Here is a 19,250-nt window from a genome sequence, read left to right as displayed (position 1 = left end):
TCCGTCCATGATTACGTCCGTGCTCGTCGTTTGCGTCGGCAACATCTGTCGCTCTCCTACCGGAGAGCGGATGTTTAAACGCGCGTTGCCTGATTTAGATGTCCGCTCGGCCGGCCTGGGGGCGCTGGTTGGCCACCCGGCCGACAGAATGGCGTCTGAGGTCGCTGCGGCGCAGGGTCTGTCGCTGGAAGGACATCAGGCGCAACAGTTGACGGCAGAGATGTGCCGCAACGTTGATCTGATTCTGGTGATGGAGAAGCGGCACATCGATCAGGTGAACCGCATCGACCCGGCAGCACGGGGTAAAACCATGCTGCTTGGACACTGGCTGAATCAAAAAGAAATTGCGGATCCGTACAGAAAGAGCCGTGAGGCCTTTGAAGAGATTTACGGGTTACTGGAAAACGCTACCCAGAAATGGGTCAACGTATTAAGCCGATAGTTGGGATTATCCATGAATATAAAAAATAAGGTCAGTACCGCGCCGGGAGAGGATTCGAATGGATGGGATCTGGCGCATCTTGTGGGACAGCTAATTGATCATCGCTGGATCATTGTTGCCGTTACCGCTTTTTTCATGCTGGCGGGAACACTCTACACACTCTTTGCAACACCGATTTATAGCGCCGATGCGCTGGTTCAGGTTGAGCAGAAGAATGCCAGTACCGTTCTGAACGAAATTGACAGCATTCTGCCCCCGACGCCTGCGTCAGATACTGAGATCGAGATTCTGGAATCCCGTATGGTCATCGGTAAAACCGTTGACGATCTGGGTCTGGATACCGTGGTTGAGCAGAACTACTTCCCGGTGATCGGTAAGGGTCTCTCCCGCCTGATGGGTAACAAGCCCGCCACGATTGCGATTTCGCGCCTGGAAATCCCACGCACTATCGACAAACGTAACGTTGAACTGGAAGTGACCGGCCCGGACAGCTACACCGTTTCTAAAGATGGTGATGAGCTGTTCAAAGGTAAAGTAGGTCAGCTGGAGTCGCACGGCGACGTCAGCATGCTGGTCAGCGACATCAAAGCTGACGAAGGCACCAGCTTCACTGTAACCAAGCTGAACGATCTGCAGGCTATCCGCTCTGTGCTCTCTAACCTGACCGTGGCAGACAAAGGTAAAGATACCGGCGTTCTGGGTCTGGAGTATCTGGGTGAAGATCCGGATCAGATCAGCAAAGTGCTGAACCAGATCGTGAACAACTATCTGCTGCAGAACGTTGAGCGTAAATCAGAGCAGGCAGAGAAGAGTCTGCAGTTCTTACGCACTCAGCTGCCTGCCGTGCGCAGCAAGCTGGATGAAGCGGAAGATAAGCTGAACACCTTCCGTCGTCAGAACGAATCGGTTGACCTGTCACTGGAAGCGAAGTCTGCACTGGACTCTTCTGTCAGCGTCCAGAGCCAGCTGAACGAACTGACCTTCCGTGAAGCCGAAGTTTCTCAGCTGTTTACCAAAGATCACCCGACTTACCGCGCGCTGCTGGAAAAACGCAAAACGCTGGAAGGTGAGCAGGCGCAGCTGAACAAGAAAATTTCGGCCATGCCACAGACTCAGCAGGAAATTCTGCGTCTGACCCGTGACGTTCAGTCCGGTCAGGAGATCTACATGCAGCTGCTGAACCGTCAGCAGGAGCTGGGCATCAGCAAGGCGAGCACCGTGGGTGATGTCCGCATCATCGACAGCGCGCAGACCGCTAATGCGCCGGTTGCACCGAAGAAACTGCTGATCATCGCGGCAAGCCTGATTGCAGGTCTGTTCGTGTCAGTGGGCCTGGTGCTGCTGAAAGCCCTGCTGCATCACGGCATCGAAAACCCGGATCAGCTGGAAGAGCTGGGCATGAACGTCTATGCCAGCGTGCCGCTCTCTGACTGGCAGCGTAAGAAAGATACCGAGGCTCTGGCGCGCCGTGCCAGCAAGTCGAAGGTGAAGACCGACCCGCATGAAACACTGCTGGCGCTGGGTAACCCGACTGACCTCTCCATCGAAGCGATTCGTAGCCTGCGTACCAGCCTGCACTTCGCGATGATGGAAGCCAAAAACAACATCCTGATGATCACCGGTGCCAGCCCGGGTATTGGTAAAACCTTTATCTGTGCCAACCTGGCGACCCTGATTGCGAAAGCCGGTCAGCGCGTCCTGTTCATCGATGGCGACATGCGTCGTGGTTACACCCACGAACTGCTGGGCGCAGAGAACAAAGCGGGTCTGTCAAACGTCCTCTCTGGCAAAACTGAGTTCAGCCCGGCGCTGATTCAGCAGGGTGTTTACGGATTTGATTTCCTGCCACGCGGTCAGGTGCCACCTAACCCGTCTGAGCTGCTGATGCACCGTCGCATGGGCGAGCTGCTGGACTGGGCGAGCAAAAACTACGATCTGGTATTAATCGATACGCCACCGATTCTGGCCGTCACCGACGCCTCCATCATCGGTAAGCTGGCGGGTACCTCGCTGATGGTGGCGCGCTTCGAAGCCAACACCACCAAAGAAGTGGATGTCAGCTTCAAACGCTTCGCCCAGAACGGTATTGAGATTAAAGGTGTGATCCTCAACGCCGTGGTGCGTAAAGCCGCCAATGCGTATGGCTACGGTTACGACTACTACGCCTACGACTACGGTAAGACAGAGAAAAGCTGATTACTGAGCAATAAACAGGGGGCGGTCTGACCGCCCCTTTTTATCGTCTCTCTGAATGACGACACGCAACAATTTACACAGGTTATTCTGTCCAACCCAGATAAGCGATGAATCTATACATCGCATGGCGAACGTCACTCAACAGAATTCATTACCAGCATGGCATCGCCTGCACACCGATTGTCACCGTGCTGACAGGCTTGCTGAAAAGCCAGCCGGGAAGGCGAAGCGGGATTATTGCTGGCATGAGCACTTGTGGAATTAAGGAATCACACCATGGCTCCATATTGGTATGTATCAGGTTTTTTACTGCTGCTTTCACTGTTTGAAATCGCGCTTAAAAAAGACGAACGCACAAATCATGTTCTGACCTGGCTGCTCTGTTTTGCCGCCGTTGTTTTAATTATTTTCGGGGGGATCCGCGGTCTCGGCACCGGCATGGATGACTTCCAGTACCGCAGTTTCTTCGAAGACTTTGTCCGTCGTATCGAGATCAATGGCTTTTTCAAAACCGTGGCGTTTTTCCGCTACGAACCGCTGATTTTTGTGACTGCCTGGCTGACCAGCCTGATTTCGCATAATGCCAGCATCTTCCTGTTTTTCTTCTGCGCCATCGCGGTTTCCATTAATACTTACTTTTTCAGAAAGATGTCGCCCTATCCGGTGCTGGCACTGGTGCTCTATTCGGCGCACATCTTTATCAACAAAGATATTAACCAGATTCGCTTTGGCCTGAGTTCTGCGCTGTTCCTCGGCGTATTGTGGTCGATCTATCTCAGGCACTACTGGTGGGCGTTCGTCTTCTTTATTCTCTCGTTCACCAGCCACAACACCGGTGTCATGGTCGTCACGCTGATTCCATTCCTGTTTATTCGTGACTGGCGCTGGTGGCCGGTCATTATCATCGTTGCCAGTCTGCCGCTGTCCGTGGTGGGGGGATCGAGCTTTATTGCCCTGATCGCCGGGCATCTTGGTTCGCTGGGGGAGAGGGCGTCGGGCTATAACAATGACCCCTCCTACGCCATGGGTGGCAGCATCCTGGCCGTGTCGAACCTGAAAAACATCATGCTGGTCTTTGTCTTCTTCTATTTCATGCTGACCGATGAGCTGAAGCGGGAAAACTATGCGCAGTATCGCCTTAACTACCTGCTGATTCTGAGTTTTGCTATCGGCGGCGCGATCAGGATCTTCCTCTACAACTTCCCGTCAGGTTCGCGTCTCTCCAACTACCTGCAGCAGGTGGAGCCGATCATCCTGACCTCGCTGATCTACCAGGCCAGACGATCCTGGAAGCCCGTGCTGTTTGGCATGCTGGTCTTCTTCCTGCTCTATTACCTCTACTACAACACCATTTCGACCAAACAGGCGGTAACCGGTTATGAAGTGGCGCGGGAGTTTTGGTTGATCCATTAATTAACCCGATGACCGGCCTGGTGTGAAAAGCGTCACGCCGGGCCGGCCATCGGTCAGAACACCGGTTTTTCATCGACCCTTGTCGGATGAACGGTCTATTTTTGAACTATTTTAATGAGGTGCTGGCAATGAAGGACATTCGTTTCTCCATCGTAATTCCGGCTTATAACGCGTCAGAATCGATTGTCACGACGCTGGATTGCGTTAAAGCACAGACGTATCGCAATTTCGACGTCATCATCGTGGATGACAAATCGGCGGATGCGGCGGCGCTGGCGGAGGTGGTTCGCAGCGAACGCTATCAGGATCTCGACATCAATCTGGTGCTCTCTGAGGTCAAACTCAACGGCGCGGGCGCGCGCAACAAAGGCATTGAGCTGGCCACCGGGGATTATGTCAGCTTCCTTGACGCCGACGATGAGTGGGCCGCCGACAAACTGCAGCAGGTCAGTGAAAAGATTGCCCGGCTGGAGGCCCAGGGCAAACAGAACTTCATTATTTTCAGCCAGGTGAATATCTATCAGGATGGGTCCTTCCTGAAGGTGATGCCGATGCAGCCACCGGGCAAAAATGAGACCGTCGCCGAATATCTGTTTGGCTGCTACGGCTTTATCCAGACCAGCACCATTGTACTGAAGCGGGAAGACGCGGCGAAGATTCAGTTCGATACCCGTTATATCCGCCATCAGGATTATGACTTCTGCATTCGTGCCGACCGCATGGGCTATGAATTTGTGATGATCGCCGCGCCGCTGGCGAACTACCATCTGATCACCAAATTTGGCTCGAAACACAAAGGCGAATCGGTAAAGTATTCGATGTTCTGGCTCGATGCTATGAAACCGCATCTTACCCCGCGTGATATCCACACCTACAAAGCCTTTAAGCTGCCGCTGCGCTACAAGATGGATGGCAAATCGCTGATGGCCAGCCTGAGCTTTGCTCGCTACTTCTTCCTCACCAATAAAGACAACCGTGCTTATTTCATGAACCGTGTCCGCGACAAGGTCAAAGCGCGTTTTGGCGGTGAGAAAGCGATCTCCTGACGCGCAGCGCGCCTCGCCTCGCTCCTGAAGCCAGGAGCCCCTCTCTATTTCATTACATTCAGGGTTGAAGATGAATACTTCTGTTGGAACCGTTGGCATTGTCATGCCGATGTATAATGCCCGTCAGACGGTGTTACGCGCTGTGCAGTCGGTGATCAATCAGCACTATACCGACTGGCACCTCTATCTGGTGAACGATAAATCGACCGATGATTCGCTGGAGTTTGTGCGTGAACATTGTCAGGACCCGCGTATTACTATTCTCGATAACGCGGTCAACATGGGCGCCGCCGAGACCCGCAATGTCGGGCTGCGTGCCGCCACGGAAGAGATTATCGCCTTTCTGGACAGCGACGATGAGTGGCATGCGGACAAGCTGACGCAGCAGGTGGCCGCCATCGCTGCCGGCGACGATTTCGTGATCACCGAGTATTACTACAAAACCCGCAAGGCCGAGCACGACATTACCTACGGCAAACCCTATCTGCAGCAGGAAAACTTTGTGAAGAAACAGTATCGCGTCTGTTTCTCCTCGGTCTGTTTCCGCCGTCCGCCGCAGGGGCTGTTCTTCCAGCGCAAAGGCCATGAAGATTTCCTGTTTTTGTATGAATTATTCACCCGCTATAAGCAGGCGCGCGTAATTCAGACGATTCTGGTCAACTATTACGAATTAGGTGATTCCCTTTCCCGTAATAAGAACAAAGCCGCCCAGTGGCACCTTGAATTATTAAGAATTATCTATAAAAACAATCCTTTAAAAATCTATTACTATTACGCCTGGTATATGGTGAATGGTGTGCTGTTTACCCTTAAGCATCGTTAAGCCCGTCGGCAGGATTGTCTTTAAAATTTGAGGTGGATAGCGTTTCATGAAAAAAATTGTCCTGGTGATCAAAGATGCTTATTCGTATGCGGGCACCGAAAACATCTGTAACTTTATGTCAGAGTGTCTTGGCGAAACGCACGACGTCACCATCTACTCGCTGGAAGGCAGCGGAAAAACCTTCTATCCGTTTGAACATGTCAGAGAGATTGTCAGCTTTGAAGGGCAGAGCAACCCGATTAAGAGCGCGGTCACCCGGATTAACAGAGAGGGGTTTGATACCGTCTTCCTGATCAGCATGGGTCGCCTGAGCGTGATGTTCGCCTTCTGGAACCTGCTGGCGATGAAAAAGAAGCGGGGCAAAGCCTACGCCTGCGAACATATCGCCATTAACTCCTTCAGCAAACCGATCAGGTTTCTTAAGTTTCTGCTGCTGCGCTACTACGACCGCGTGATCGTGCTGACCGAAAAAGATCATCAGGTGTTCAGCCGCTGGCGCATTCCGAGCATGCCCATCCCCAATCCGGTGGTTTACAAAAACTATCCGCGTCAGACCCGTCATCGCCAGGCGCTGGCGGTAGGCCGTCTGGATAATCAGAAGGGCTTTGATCTGCTGCTGGATATCTGGCGCGACTTCGCCCGCAACCATCCGGACTGGACGCTGGTCATCGCCGGTGACGGCGAACTGCGTCAGCAGCTGCACGACCAGGCGGCCGTGCTGGGCATCACCGACAGCGTGAAGTTTGTCGGCAAGGTCAGCAACATCAATGACTACTACCGCGACAGCGACATGGCGCTGATGACCTCGCGCTATGAAGGCCTGCCGCTGGTGCTGCTGGAGGCCAAATCCTGGTCACTGCCGGTTGTGGCGTATGACTGCCCGACCGGCCCGCAGGAGATCATCAACCACGGTGAAGATGGCTTCCTGGTGCCGATGAATGACAAAGCGACCTTCCTGGCCCGAATGGAGCAGCTCGCCAGCGATGATGCGCTGTTCTATGCCATGAGCGAAAAAACCAAACAAACCGCGCTGAAATTCGACGGTAATCAGATCAGGCAAAGCTGGCTGTCACTGGTTTAACCGGAGCTGGAAAAGCTCACTTGCGACGTGCCTCAGGGACACCGCCATGGCCACTGGCCTTATTGACTACGGGAATTGATGCATGAAAAGAAGAGAAGTTTTACAGACCGCCGCCTCCGCCCTGGTGGGGGCTCTCTCCGTGAGCACCTTTTCCAGCTATGCGGCTAAAAGTAACGGTATTGCCCTGAAGCCGGTTGACGCCACGGATGTGCCAAAAGGCGACGTACCTATTCTGACGCCGGAAAACGTCTACGCTATGCCCCCCCAGTTCTGGCAGGGCTTCGAAGGGAAACTCTGGATCGGTAAAGCCGGGGCGGATGCCAGTAAGCCGGGTAATCAGATCCCGGTTTACCTGCGTGATGCCAGCGGCAAAGTGTCGCAGATCGCCCAGCCTATCGCGCTGAATAAAGGCAACTTTGCCCAGTTTATCCAGGACAACGCTGCGCTGATTGCCGACCCCTCGCACTCCATGGCGGTCGAGGACAGCAACGGTCAGACGCTGTTTAACATTACCGACGTGAGCCGTCCGGGCGCGGCAGATTTCAGTCAGCGTCTGGCACAGCCTGCGGGCTATCAGCTGATTGGCGAGATCCCCTCTGTGGCGGAGCTGCGCAAGACCCGTCCGCTGTTTGAAGGCGCCAAGGTGAAGCTGAAAAGCTGGCACGAAGGGCGGGAGGTCGGCGGCGGTGAGTTCGTCGGCAGCTTCCAGACCGCGCAGAACGATGGCGGCGTAAACTTTTCCGGTGAAGGCTTTTACTGGCGTCGTGTGGTTGACGATTTCAACCGCCTGACGCTGTTCGATTTTGGTGCGATTGCTGACGGTAAAACCGACTGTGCGCCCGCCATTATGGCGATGTTCCAGTGGTCGCAGCAGGCCAACCAGCAGATCTGTGTCCAGTTTCCGGCGGGTACCTTCATGGTCTCCGCCTGTAACCTGGGCGACAAGTATCTCAACTTCTTCCGCATCTCTGGTGCGATGGTGAACTTCGGTTACTTCCCGGCGACCACGATCGTCTCCGATGGTAAGTCCGATTTCGTCTTCCAGATGAATGCCCGTCGTGTTGAGCTGTCGAACCTGATTTTCAACGGCAACAGCGATAAAAGTCCAAACCAGCAGGGCTTTTTCCACAACACCTGCCCTGGCGGACAATATTTCCGCGGGGCCTGCCTGCGCTTTAACGCCGTCGGCGGCACCGCCATCAGCCTGCAGGACACCCTCGACTGTAAGATCGACCAGTGGTACGCCTCACGCTGCAGCGGCGATGTGATCAAGTCGGGCTGGTCAGGTCAGAAGCAGGGCAAATGGGACCACAGCACGGCGATCGAGCTGTCGAACTTCAACGCGCAGCACTGTCGCGGCGGTAAAGTCCTGAACCTGCCACGCTGCGGCCAGTCGATTATTCACAACGGCTGGATTGAGCATTGCGATAATCCGGGCGATCTCTCAAACGGTCAGTGGATCGTCGATGCGCTGAGCCTGGAGGATTGTAAGAATCCGCTGATCGCCCATAACACCCGTCTGAACATGCGGCAGACCAGCCTGCAGTCCGGCAGCTGGATCGACAACTCCATGCAGGGCGAGCGTCTGCTCAGCATCTGGGAGATGGGCTCAACCCGCGTGGAGTCCTGGGGCGTCGCGCTGGATGGCAGCCTGAAATATAACTACCTCACGTCGCGCTGGCGGCTGGAGAACAACACCAATCAGGAGACCTGGTTCGATCTCGGCTCGCTCTATTCCCCGACGGTAGGGGATTCGTGGGAGATCGAAATCTTTGGTCAGTCGCAGTTCAGCAACGGCAGCGGCGACAAGCCACTGATGAATCTGATTGGGGACAAGACCACCGGCGGTCGCGCGGTTATCCATGTGCAGCGCAAGAAAGATCGCTCAGAAGCGAGCTGGTCAGCAGAGGGCAGCTCGCCGGTTATTGATGTTCGTTATGTGGCCGAGCATGACACCGATGTCCGAATCTTCGTCAAACTGGCTGGCTGGACGCCATCGGCCGGCGTGCTGGTGAAAACCAACGGTAAAGATCGCTTTGTCACCGGCCGCTGCGCGCGGATTAACGCCCGCATGGAAAAATCCAATCCACCTGCGGGCGACGCCACCAAACGCGCGCCGCAGCGCTTCAGCCTGCACAACGGCAAAGCGGGCGTGGGCGCGAACGAGCAGGGCGATCTGCTGATGGCATCCCGGCCGCTCTCCGCCGATCAGGTCGACACCAGCAAACCGGAAGGCTTTGTTTCGGTGGTGATCAACGGCAGGCAGGTCGCACTGCCTTATTTCGCCATTAAGTCTTAACACTTTGCAGGACGGCCGCCACAACGGAGGCGGCCGGGTCAGACAGGAGCACTACCTTTGGGTGCGTTATCCCGTAAAGCATTACTTTAATCAGAGTCCATTTTGCCCATTTCGGATCCGGGCGGCTTAGAGAATTAAAAAAATTCATTCGGAGTTGTTATGAAAATTTTATTGGTGGGTAACCATACGTGTGGGAATCGCGGGGATGGCGCGATTCTTCGTGGACTGATCGATTCGATGCGGTCCGCACGCAGTGATTTAGACATTGATGTGATCAGCCGTTATCCAACCAGCTCCGGTTATCTGCTCCAGCAGGATATTCAGCAGGATGCGCTCTACCTGCACAACAGTAAGTCAGGCAAGGGCCTGGTCGGTTCGTTTAAGCGTAAGGTTGCCAACCGTCTGATGCCTGACATCATGATGGCGCATCTGGGCAAAGGCGGCGTCTTTAAGTCGTTTGCCGTGCCACCGCACCTGAAAGCCTTTACCGAAAGCCTGGCAAAATATGATGCGATCATTCAGGTGGGCGGTTCGTTCTTCGTCGATCTCTATGGCGTGACCCAGTTTGACCACGCGCTCTGTGCGCTGATGGCGAAAAAACCGATCTACCTGATCGGCCACTCGGTCGGACCTTTCCAGAACCCGCGCGTCAATGCGCTGGCGAACTTTGTTTTCGACCGCGTTGACAGCCTGGTGCTGCGTGAATCCGTCAGCCTCGATCTGATGAAGCGCGATGGCGTGACCAGCTCGAAAGTGGCGCCTGGCGTTGATACGGCCTTCCTGGTGCGGGCGCGCGAGGTGGAAAATCCGAGCCATAACCTGCTGCACTGGCAGGGCATTATCGACGGACGTAAAACCATCGCCATCACCGTGCGTGAGCTGGCACCGTTTGATAAACGTCTGGGCGTGACACAGAAAGAGTATGAGGCGGCATTTGGTCGGGTGATCAACGCGATGATCGCCGAAGGCTATCAGGTCGTGGCGTTCTCGACCTGCACCGGTATCGACAGCTACGCCAAGGATGACCGCATGGTCGCCCTGACGCTGCGCGACCACGTGACACAGCCTGAACATTATCATGTCATCATGGATGAGTTTAATGACCTTGAGCTGGGCATCCTGCTGAGCCACTGCCATCTGACCATCGGCACGCGCCTGCACTCGGCGATTATCTCCATGAACTTTGGCACCCCGGCCGTGGCGATCAACTACGAGCACAAGTCGATGGGCGTCATGAACCAGCTTGGTCTGCCACAGATGGCAACCGATGTAAAAAGCCTGATGGATGGCTCGCTGATCGACAAGGTCAAAACTGTCCTTGCCGACTACGACAACATCAAGGCGAAGGTCGACACGGCCGTTGCGAATGAAAGGGAAATTGGCAACCGGATCACTGAAGAGATTCTTAAAGTATTAGGGTAATGTGATGAAACTGACTTTTTTCACCATGCGTTTCCCGGTTGCCTCTGAGACATTCGTTTTAAATCAGGTAACCCACTTTATTGATGCCGGTTACGAGGTGGAGATTATTTCAGTCTTTCCCGGCGATTTAGTGAACCGGCATGCCGCGTTTGACGAGTATGGCCTGGCGGCCAAAACCCACTATCTGCTGCCGGAAGAGAAGATCTCGATCGTCGATAAGCTGAATCAGCGCATCAGGCTGGTTCTGCCTAAAGTGACGAAGCCTTCGCTGCTGCGTTCACTGAATATGCGCCGCTACGGCGCGCAGTCCAGCAAACTGCTGCTGCCGTCGATTGTGGCCAATGCGAAACAGGTCTTTACCGCCGATGTGTTTCTGGTGCATTTCGGATATGCCGGTGCGCTGGCGAACAAGCTGCGTGAACTGGGCGTGCTTCAGGGTAAGCAGGCGACCGTGTTTCACGGTGCCGATATCTCCCGCCGCCATATCCTGGAAGAGCACAAGCTAGACTACGTCAATCTGTTCCGTCAGAGCGAACTGATGCTGCCAATCAGCCACCTGTGGAAGAACAAGCTGATTGAGATGGGCTGCCCGCCGGAAAAAATCCATGTCACGCGCATGGGCATCGAGCCGGAGAAGTTTAATTTCCAGCCCCGCCAGGCGTTTCAGAAACCGCTGCGCATCGTTTCGGTGGCGCGTCTGACCGAGAAAAAGGGGCTGGATGTGGCCGTTAAAGCCAGTGCCATCCTGAAGCAGCGTGGCGGTCAGTTTCAGTACACGATTATCGGCAACGGCGACCAGGATGAGATGATGCGTGATTTCATCGCCCGTGAGGGAATGGAAGATTGCGTCAGCATGCCGGGCTTTAAGCCACAGGAGGAGATCCGTCGTGCGCTGAGCGAGGCGGACATCTTCCTGCTGCCCTCCAAAACCGCCGCAGATGGCGATATGGAGGGTATTCCGGTCGCGCTGATGGAGGCGATGGCGGTCGGTCTGCCGGTCGTTTCAACCTTCCACAGCGGTATCCCCGAGCTGATCGAGAACAACGTCTCCGGCTGGCTGGTGGATGAGGACGATCCCGAGGCGCTGGCGGAGACGCTGCTCAGGCTCTCTCAGGGTGAAGTGGATGTGGCGCCGGTGGTTGCGGCGGCGCGCCATAAAGTTGAGACTGAATTTAATCAGCATATCGCCTATGGCGAACTGGCGCAGATTCTGGAGCGACTGGTGTGAGTGGATTTAAGTCACAGGCGATTTGGCTGTTTGGCAGCACCTGCTTCTCGGCGGTGCTGCAGGTTGCGCAGCTGAGCTTTCTCGCCCGCAAACTGGAGACCCACGAGCTGGGGCTGCTGGCCATCATCAACGCCATCCTGGCGGTGGCGGGGGTGCTGCAGGATATGGGGATGAGCAGTTATCTGGTGCATCGCCAGAACATTACCCGTCGCGAGCAGAGTACCATCTACTGGGTGAACGTCTCGCTCAGCTTGTGTACCGGCCTGATCATGCTGCTGATCGCCTTCCCGGTCTCCTGGTTCTATCATCTGCCGGAGCTGACAGGGTTGATCATGCTGACCAGCCTGAACTTCCTTGTGCTGGGGCATCTGTCGCAGTATCAGGCGCATTACATCAAAACCAAGCGGATGGTATCGCTGGCGAAGATCGAGATGGGCACCAAGCTGTTGGCCTTCCTCTGTGTGGTAGCGATGCTGGAGTTCACCTCGCTGACGGTAGCCGCGGCGATTCTTGGTCTGTTTATCAACGCCTTTACCCGTATCCTCTGCATGATTGCGCTGGGTGAGAAGTCGTGGCGTCCGACCTGGGAGTTCGACAAGGCGACCTTCTTCGGTGCGATTCGTTACGGCAGCTACCAGCTCGGCTCACAGACCATCAACCAGCTGCGCACCCAGGCGGATGCACTGGTGGTTGGTAAGGTGATGGGGGCCGAGATGCTGGGCGTCTACTCGCTGGCGAAAGAGCTGGTGCTGCAACCGCTGAAGCTGGTGACGCCGGTGATCAACCGTCTGGCGCTGCCGCGCTTTGCGGAAAAGCAGCACGACCCCGAGCAGCTGAAGAAGCTGTTCCTGAAGGGGACGCTGGGTATCATGCTGTTCAGCAGCGCCATGTACCTGGCGATTGGCATCCTCTCACCGGTTATCGTCCGTCTGCTCTACGGCCCGTCACATGAGCAGGTTTATCACCTGATTCCGCTGATGCTGCTGTTCGGGATGCTGCGGCCGATGGGCGGCCTTACCGGGGCGATTTCGCAGGCTAACGGACGCACCAACGTTGAGTTCTACTGGAACATTGTGGCGAGTATCGTGGTGCTGGCCGTTCTGGCAACCACCTTTATCTGGCCAAACGTGCTCTATGTTGCGCTGACGCTCTCTATCTCGCAGATCCTGATTTCCGCCCTGGCGCATCCGTTCTTTATCAGGCCGGTAATTGGCATTCGGTTTATACCCTATGCCCGCCAGTGGGTCGCGGTGTCGGTGGTGTTTGTCGGCGTAATGCTGCTGGTTAATCACTTTAATCTGTTTGTGATGCCAGAGTGGTTTGAGGGCTGGCTGTAATCACCAGATGAATATATTTGCGGGCGACCTCCGGGTCGCCCGTTTTCATTTATGGCTGGCCTCAGCGACGTCGTGCGCATTTGCAAAAAGAGCAGTGACTATCTTCGATTACTGATTGTCTTTGTTCAGTTTATGCTGCCACTGGCAATGGGCAAAATGCCGAATTTCTAAGTTATCACAGAGAGTTACTGTCCGCTTTTCAGATAAAGATTATACTTGCACTTCCGGCCGATCCTGCATAATCGACCCACATCTTCATTTTATTAAACGGAATAAATATGACCAAGCTTAAAGCAGTAATCCCGGTTGCGGGCCTCGGTATGCATATGCTCCCTGCGACTAAAGCCATTCCGAAAGAGATGCTGCCCGTCGTCGACAAACCGATGATCCAGTACATCGTTGACGAATGTGTTGCCGCGGGTATTAAAGAAATTGTGCTGGTCACGCATGCCTCAAAAAATGCGGTCGAAAACCACTTCGACACCACCTATGAGCTGGAAGCTCTGCTGGAAGCGCGCGTGAAGCGTCAGCTGCTGAGCGAAGTGCAGTCTATCTGTCCGCCGGGCGTAACGATCATGAACGTGCGTCAGGCACAGCCACTGGGTCTGGGCCACTCCATTCTCTGCGCCCGCCCGATGATCGGTGATAACCCGTTCGTCGTGGTGCTGCCAGATGTCCTGCTGGATGACTCTACTGCAGACCATATGCGCTATAACCTCGCGGCGATGGTAGCCCGTTTCGAAGAGACCGGCCACAGCCAGGTTCTGGCGCAGCATATGCCCGCGACTGATCTCTCCGAATACTCGGTCATCACCACCGAAGAGCCAATCGATCATCCGGGCGATATCAGTAAAATCAAAACTTTTGTTGAGAAGCCAGAGCATCCGGCTGAACTGAACTCCGATCTGGCCGCTGTAGGGCGTTACGTGCTCTCTGCCGATATCTGGGCCGAACTCGAGCGCACCGAGCCAGGTGCCTGGGGCCGTATTCAGCTGACTGATGCGATCGCCAGCCTGAGCAAACATAAAACCGTTGATGTTTCACTGCTGACCGGGCACAGTTTCGACTGCGGCCGCAAGCTCGGTTATATGCAGGCGTTTGTCTCCTATGGACTGCGCAACAACGCGCAGGGTCGCGATTTCCGCGAAGCGATTCAGACCATTCTCGCCAAACAAAAGTAATGAATTTGCCGCGCGCTGCGCGGCCGATTGAAAGGAGTTCACATGGCCATTTTAGTCACGGGCGGAGCAGGGTATATCGGCTCCCATACGGTACTGGCGCTGCTGCAGCGCGGTGATGATGTTGTAGTGCTGGATAACCTCTGCAACGCCTCACGCGAAGCGATCAATCGCGTTGAAAAGCTGGCGGGTAAAAAAGCGACCTTCGTCGAAGGCGATATCCGCGATCGTGCCTGTCTGCGTGACCTGTTTGCAGCCAACAGCATTTCTGCGGTCATCCATTTCGCAGCACTCAAAGCGGTAGGTGAATCGACCCGTATGCCGCTGGAGTATTATGAGAACAACGTTGCAGGCACCGTGGTTCTGCTGGAAGAGATGCGCAATGCCGGTGTCTGGAACTTTATCTTCAGTTCATCAGCCACGGTCTACGGCGCAGATGCGCCGGTTCCTTATGTGGAAACGACCCCGATTGGCGGCACGACCAGCCCTTACGGCACCTCCAAGCTGATGACCGAATTCGTTATGCGCGACTTCGCAAAAGCTGAGCCGAAGTTTAAGGCAATTGCGCTGCGTTATTTCAACCCGGTTGGCGCGCATGAGTCAGGCGAAATCGGTGAAGACCCTACCGGCATCCCGAACAACCTGCTGCCCTATATCGCCCAGGTGGCCATTGGCCGTCTGGAGAAGCTGGGTGTCTTTGGTGGCGATTACGATACGCCAGACGGGACCTGTCTGCGCGACTACATCCATGTGGTCGACCTGGCGGAAGGGCACCTGAAAGCGCTGGATCACCTGAGTCAGGTCGACGGCTATACTGCCTTTAACCTGGGCGGTGGCAAAGGCTTCTCCGTACTGGAGATGATCAGGGCGTTTGAAAAAGCGTCTGGCAAAGCGATTCCTTTCGAGATCAAGCCACGTCGTGACGGCGACCTGCCGGCGTTCTGGGCCGATGCCTCGCTGGCGAACACGAAGCTTGACTGGCGCGTGACGCGCGGCATTGATGAGATGATGCGCGATACCTGGAACTGGCAGAGCAAGAACCCGGACGGGTTTAAGTAAACGTTAAAGCAGCTGAAAAGCCTGTCTATGGACAGGCTTTTTTGCGTTATGAAACATGTAAATTCGCAGACTTTGAACTGCATCAGGAAGATGATAACATCGCAGGTTTAATATCGGTTTTTCTTTCTACGAGGGATGATTAACCAAATCTAACCAGCCCTTCTCTGTAATATAAAGAAACAATTCAAAAATCTGGTCTGTTAAATAGTCTTGTGGTAGCTGTTAAGCCAGGGGCGGTAGCGTGGTGTAAGCGCCCGGCGAACATAAATTAATCATTTTAAAAGTTGAAAACAGAGCGTAATTTATGAAGTATAGTTTAGGTTATCTCATTGATTTAGTTACAGTAATCACTGAGAAAGAGCTAAAGGTTCGATATAAAAGTAGTTTCCTTGGTTATTTATGGTCGATTGCCAACCCGCTTCTTTTCGCGATGATTTACTACTTTATTTTCAAGCTCATCATGCGGGTTCAGATCCCTAATTACACAATATTCATCATTACCGGATTATTCCCATGGCAATGGTTTGCAAGTACGACTTCTAACTCGCTGTTCTCATTCATTGCAAATGCACAGATTATAAAAAAAACAGTTTTTCCCAGATCGGTTATCCCCTTCAGTAATGTCATGATGGAGTGTCTGCACTTTTTGTGCACCATCCCTGTAATTATCGTGTTCTTATTTATATATGACATGACCCCCCACTGGAACTGGTTATATGGGATACCGCTAATAGGGATAGGGCAGTTGATATTTTCCTATGGGATAGCGCTTTTCCTGTCCACGCTGAACCTGTTTTTCAGAGATTTAGAGAGATTTGTCACACTAGGCATTATGTTACTTTTCTACTGCACCCCAATTTTATATGCAGGAGATATGATACCAGCCAATTATCAGTGGTTAGTTAATTATAACCCTCTGGCAGACATGGTATTAAGCTGGAGAGAGCTGTTTATGAACGGTAATGTTGATTATGAAAAAATTCTCTCACTGTACGGGATGGGCATAATCACAGTTATTATCGGCTCCTGGGTATTTAATAAATTGAAATTCCGATTTGCAGAGATCTTATAATGGAAGTAGCAATAGAATTCAAAGCAGTTACCAAGCGTTATCCTCTATATCATCATATTGGCTCCGGGATAAAAGAACTTATTTTTAATCCCAAGCGCGCGTTGACTCTGCTTTCAGGCAGAAGCTATCTCGCCATCGAAGATATAAGTTTTACTGTTTATAAAGGTGAGTCCGTTGCGCTGATTGGCCGCAATGGTGCCGGTAAAAGTACATCGCTTGGGCTTGTGGCTGGAGTTATCAAACCCACTGCCGGGGTTGTCAAAACCAACGGCAGGGTTGCCTCGATGCTGGAACTCGGCGGCGGGTTTCATCCGGAACTCACGGGGCGTGAAAATATTCGCCTGAATGCAACCCTTCTTGGATTGCGACGTAAGCAATTAAATGAAAGAATAGACAAGATAATAGAGTTTTCTGAGTTAGGTGAGTTTATCGATGAACCTATTCGTGTCTATTCAAGCGGGATGCTAGCTAAGCTGGGGTTTTCGGTGATTACCCAGGTTGACCCGGATATTCTCATCATTGATGAAGTCCTGGCAGTCGGAGACTATGCATTCCAGAAAAAATGTATTGAGACAATAAATAATTTTAAAGCCAAAGGTGTAACAATTCTATTTGTAAGCCACAATCTAAGTGATATCGAAAAAATTTGCGATCGTGTCATCTGGATTGAGAATCACAAATTGAGAGCAAGTGGTAGTGCCGAAAGTTTATTGCAACAGTATCGTTCTTCTATGTAAGGAAACATCGAATGAGTATTTATACCAATAAAGTCAAACTCTATACAAGTCATCATAAGCCTAGCGCTTTTCTTTCATCTCCAATAATCAAGCCTATCCATGTTGGAAAAGCGAATAGCTTTAATGATATTTGTTGTGGTGGTGATGATTCTGGTGAAAACATTTCGATTAAAAATCCATTTTATTGTGAGCTGACAGCTCAATATTGGGTGTGGAAGAATGATATTTCTTCTGAATATGTAGGTTTCATGCATTACAGGCGCCATCTGAATTTTTCAGATAAGCAGGATTACCCTGAAGATGTCTGGGGCGTTGTGAATGACGAAATTATTTCAGAAGAGTATGAAACTAAATTCGGCCTGAATGAAGAGTCAATCGTTAATGCTATCGCCGATAATGATATCTTACTGCCCAAAAAATGGAGTGTCAGACAGGCGGGGAGCAAAAATAATTACGAGCACTACAAGATTTCACAGCATCTGCATATTGAGGATTATCAGTCAGCTATAGACAGTCTGCTTTATCTGTATCCGGAGTATGCAGCAGCAGTTAAGATTTTTAACAGTGCCCATGATGGTTACTACACTAACATGTTTGTTATGAAATCTGAGCTATTTGCAGAATACTCAGAGTGGCTGTTTAGCATCTTTGATGACCTGGAAAGCAATTTCTCAATGAGAAATTATAATGGTCAGGAGAAGCGCGTTATCGGACATATCTCCGAACGTCTGTTCAACATTTTCCTGATTCACAAGGAAAAGTCGGCGGGCCTGAAAAAGAAAGAACTCCAAAGGACTTTTGTTAAAACTGAAACATTTAACGGAAAGCTAAAGCCGGCTTTTAGCCACAATAACATTCCTGTGGTTATTTGTTTTGATGATAATTATTCACTTAGCGGCGGTGCGCTGGTCAACTCAATTATTAAAAATAGTAGTGAAAGCGATAACTACGACATTGTGGTTCTGGAAAACGGTGTTTCACAAAGAAACAAGTCCCGTTTTCTCTCTCTAATCAAAGGCAGGAGCAATTTCTCATTACGCTTCTTTGATGTAAACGCTTTTAGTGAAATGAAAAGCGTATATACACGTGCTCACTTCAGTGCTGCTACTTATGCCCGGTTGTTCATACCCTCTATATTCAGTGAGTTTGAAAAAGTTCTGTTTATAGACGCTGATACTATCGTGGAAAGCGATGTTGCAGAACTGGTTCATACTGAAGTGGGCGACAATTTAATCGCTGCAGTGCGTGACATCGTAATGGAAGGCTTCGTTAAGTTTGGCGCGATCGCACATATTGATGAACCTGCAAACCTGACTGCTGGCCAGTATCTGGAACAGATTCTGGGGATGAAAGAATCCCAAAATTACTTCCAGGCTGGTATTATTCTTTTCAATATTTCTCAAATGAGAAAAGAAAACACGTTTGCCAGTCTGATGGCGGCCATGAAGGCCCGCAGATACTGGTTCCTCGATCAGGATATCATGAATAAAGTATTTTATGACCGTGTTCATTATCTGCCAGGCGAATGGAACGTATATCATGGCAATGGAAATACCGATGATTTCTTCCCCAACCTGAAATTTGAAACCTATATGGGTTTTCTGAAATCAAGAAAGCAGCCTAAAATGATCCATTTCGCGGGTGAAAATAAGCCGTGGGATGCGCCTCATGTAGATTTCTTTGACAATTTTATGTCTTATATCAATGCAACCCCCTGGCAGAAAGAGGTTTATGACCGTTTAAATAAAACCGGTTTTACAACACAACCTGTAGTAGTGAATCAGCATGTTCTGTTTCAGACCAAGGTTAAAAGAAAGATTATGCCTTACTTCAACAGATTTGCTCCGGTTGGCAGTAAGCGCAGGCAAATGATCGCTCGTAACTATTACAAAATTCGTCGTGTGATTTTAGGTTAAT

General features: G+C 52.1%; 15 protein-coding genes. All 15 read left to right on the top strand.

Translation table 11 applies throughout. From position 1 onward, the window contains the following. The first annotated feature begins 7 nt into the window (after positions 1-7). The 15 genes from AB1748_RS13695 to AB1748_RS13625 all read left to right on the top strand — a co-directional run bounded on the left by AB1748_RS13695 (position 8) and on the right by AB1748_RS13625 (position 19,249). Positions 8-442, top strand: a complete 435-nt coding sequence (locus AB1748_RS13695) for a protein tyrosine phosphatase (protein WP_111139195.1) — start codon at positions 8-10, stop codon at positions 440-442. A gap of 12 nt (positions 443-454) precedes the next feature. Beyond that, complete coding sequence (gene wzc / locus AB1748_RS13690; RefSeq protein WP_111139208.1) at positions 455-2,638, top strand: tyrosine-protein kinase Wzc; 2,184 nt, start codon at positions 455-457, stop codon at positions 2,636-2,638. Between the two features lie 276 nt (positions 2,639-2,914). Beyond that, the gene (locus tag AB1748_RS13685; RefSeq protein ID WP_367395631.1) at positions 2,915-4,051 is read left to right on the top strand and encodes an EpsG family protein; all 1,137 of its coding nucleotides are present in this window, start codon (positions 2,915-2,917) and stop codon (positions 4,049-4,051) included. A 128-nt stretch (positions 4,052-4,179) separates the two neighbouring features. Further along, positions 4,180-5,097: a glycosyltransferase family 2 protein gene (locus tag AB1748_RS13680; RefSeq protein WP_367395630.1), complete on the top strand. Its 918-nt coding sequence runs from the start codon at positions 4,180-4,182 to the stop codon at positions 5,095-5,097. A 70-nt stretch (positions 5,098-5,167) separates the two neighbouring features. After that, complete coding sequence (locus tag AB1748_RS13675; RefSeq protein WP_367395629.1) at positions 5,168-5,920, top strand: glycosyltransferase family 2 protein; 753 nt, start codon at positions 5,168-5,170, stop codon at positions 5,918-5,920. 46 nt (positions 5,921-5,966) lie between these two features. Then, entirely contained in the window at positions 5,967-7,001 is a 1,035-nt protein-coding gene (locus tag AB1748_RS13670; RefSeq protein ID WP_367395628.1) for a glycosyltransferase family 4 protein, read from the top strand. A gap of 82 nt (positions 7,002-7,083) precedes the next feature. Further along, positions 7,084-9,300 (top strand): phage tailspike protein, encoded by a 2,217-nt coding sequence (locus AB1748_RS13665; RefSeq protein WP_293771773.1) that lies wholly within the window; start codon positions 7,084-7,086, stop codon positions 9,298-9,300. Positions 9,301-9,459: 159 nt separating this feature from the next. Further along, complete coding sequence (gene wcaK / locus AB1748_RS13660) at positions 9,460-10,722, top strand: colanic acid biosynthesis pyruvyl transferase WcaK (protein WP_111139199.1); 1,263 nt, start codon at positions 9,460-9,462, stop codon at positions 10,720-10,722. A gap of 4 nt (positions 10,723-10,726) precedes the next feature. Continuing rightward, a complete protein-coding gene (locus AB1748_RS13655; RefSeq protein WP_367395627.1) occupies positions 10,727-11,950 on the top strand; it encodes a glycosyltransferase in 1,224 nt (407 codons plus the stop codon). Next, positions 11,947-13,287 carry a lipopolysaccharide biosynthesis protein gene (locus tag AB1748_RS13650; RefSeq protein ID WP_367395626.1) on the top strand — a complete coding sequence of 447 codons (1,341 nt, stop codon included), beginning with the start codon at positions 11,947-11,949 and terminating at the stop codon, positions 13,285-13,287. Before AB1748_RS13655 ends, AB1748_RS13650 begins: the two co-directional genes overlap by 4 nt. A 278-nt stretch (positions 13,288-13,565) precedes the next feature. Next, positions 13,566-14,468, top strand: coding sequence for a UTP--glucose-1-phosphate uridylyltransferase GalF (gene galF / locus AB1748_RS13645; protein WP_111139202.1), 903 nt, complete (start codon positions 13,566-13,568; stop codon positions 14,466-14,468). 42 nt (positions 14,469-14,510) lie between these two features. After that, positions 14,511-15,524 carry a UDP-glucose 4-epimerase GalE gene (galE, locus tag AB1748_RS13640; RefSeq protein ID WP_111139203.1) on the top strand — a complete coding sequence of 338 codons (1,014 nt, stop codon included), beginning with the start codon at positions 14,511-14,513 and terminating at the stop codon, positions 15,522-15,524. Between the two features lie 304 nt (positions 15,525-15,828). Beyond that, positions 15,829-16,596, top strand: coding sequence for an ABC transporter permease (locus AB1748_RS13635; RefSeq protein ID WP_288476118.1), 768 nt, complete (start codon positions 15,829-15,831; stop codon positions 16,594-16,596). Beyond that, positions 16,596-17,333 carry an ABC transporter ATP-binding protein gene (locus tag AB1748_RS13630; protein WP_367395625.1) on the top strand — a complete coding sequence of 246 codons (738 nt, stop codon included), beginning with the start codon at positions 16,596-16,598 and terminating at the stop codon, positions 17,331-17,333. The genes AB1748_RS13635 and AB1748_RS13630 overlap by 1 nt, the downstream gene beginning before the upstream one ends. An 11-nt stretch (positions 17,334-17,344) precedes the next feature. Next, complete coding sequence (locus AB1748_RS13625; RefSeq protein ID WP_367395624.1) at positions 17,345-19,249, top strand: DUF4422 domain-containing protein; 1,905 nt, start codon at positions 17,345-17,347, stop codon at positions 19,247-19,249. Position 19,250: the final 1 nt, after the last annotated feature.

This window comes from Pantoea sp. Ep11b, from assembly GCF_040783975.1.
Lineage (GTDB): Bacteria > Pseudomonadota > Gammaproteobacteria > Enterobacterales > Enterobacteriaceae > Pantoea.
Note: the sequence above shows the minus strand (reverse complement) of the source record. Positions and strands in the feature narration are given on the sequence as shown.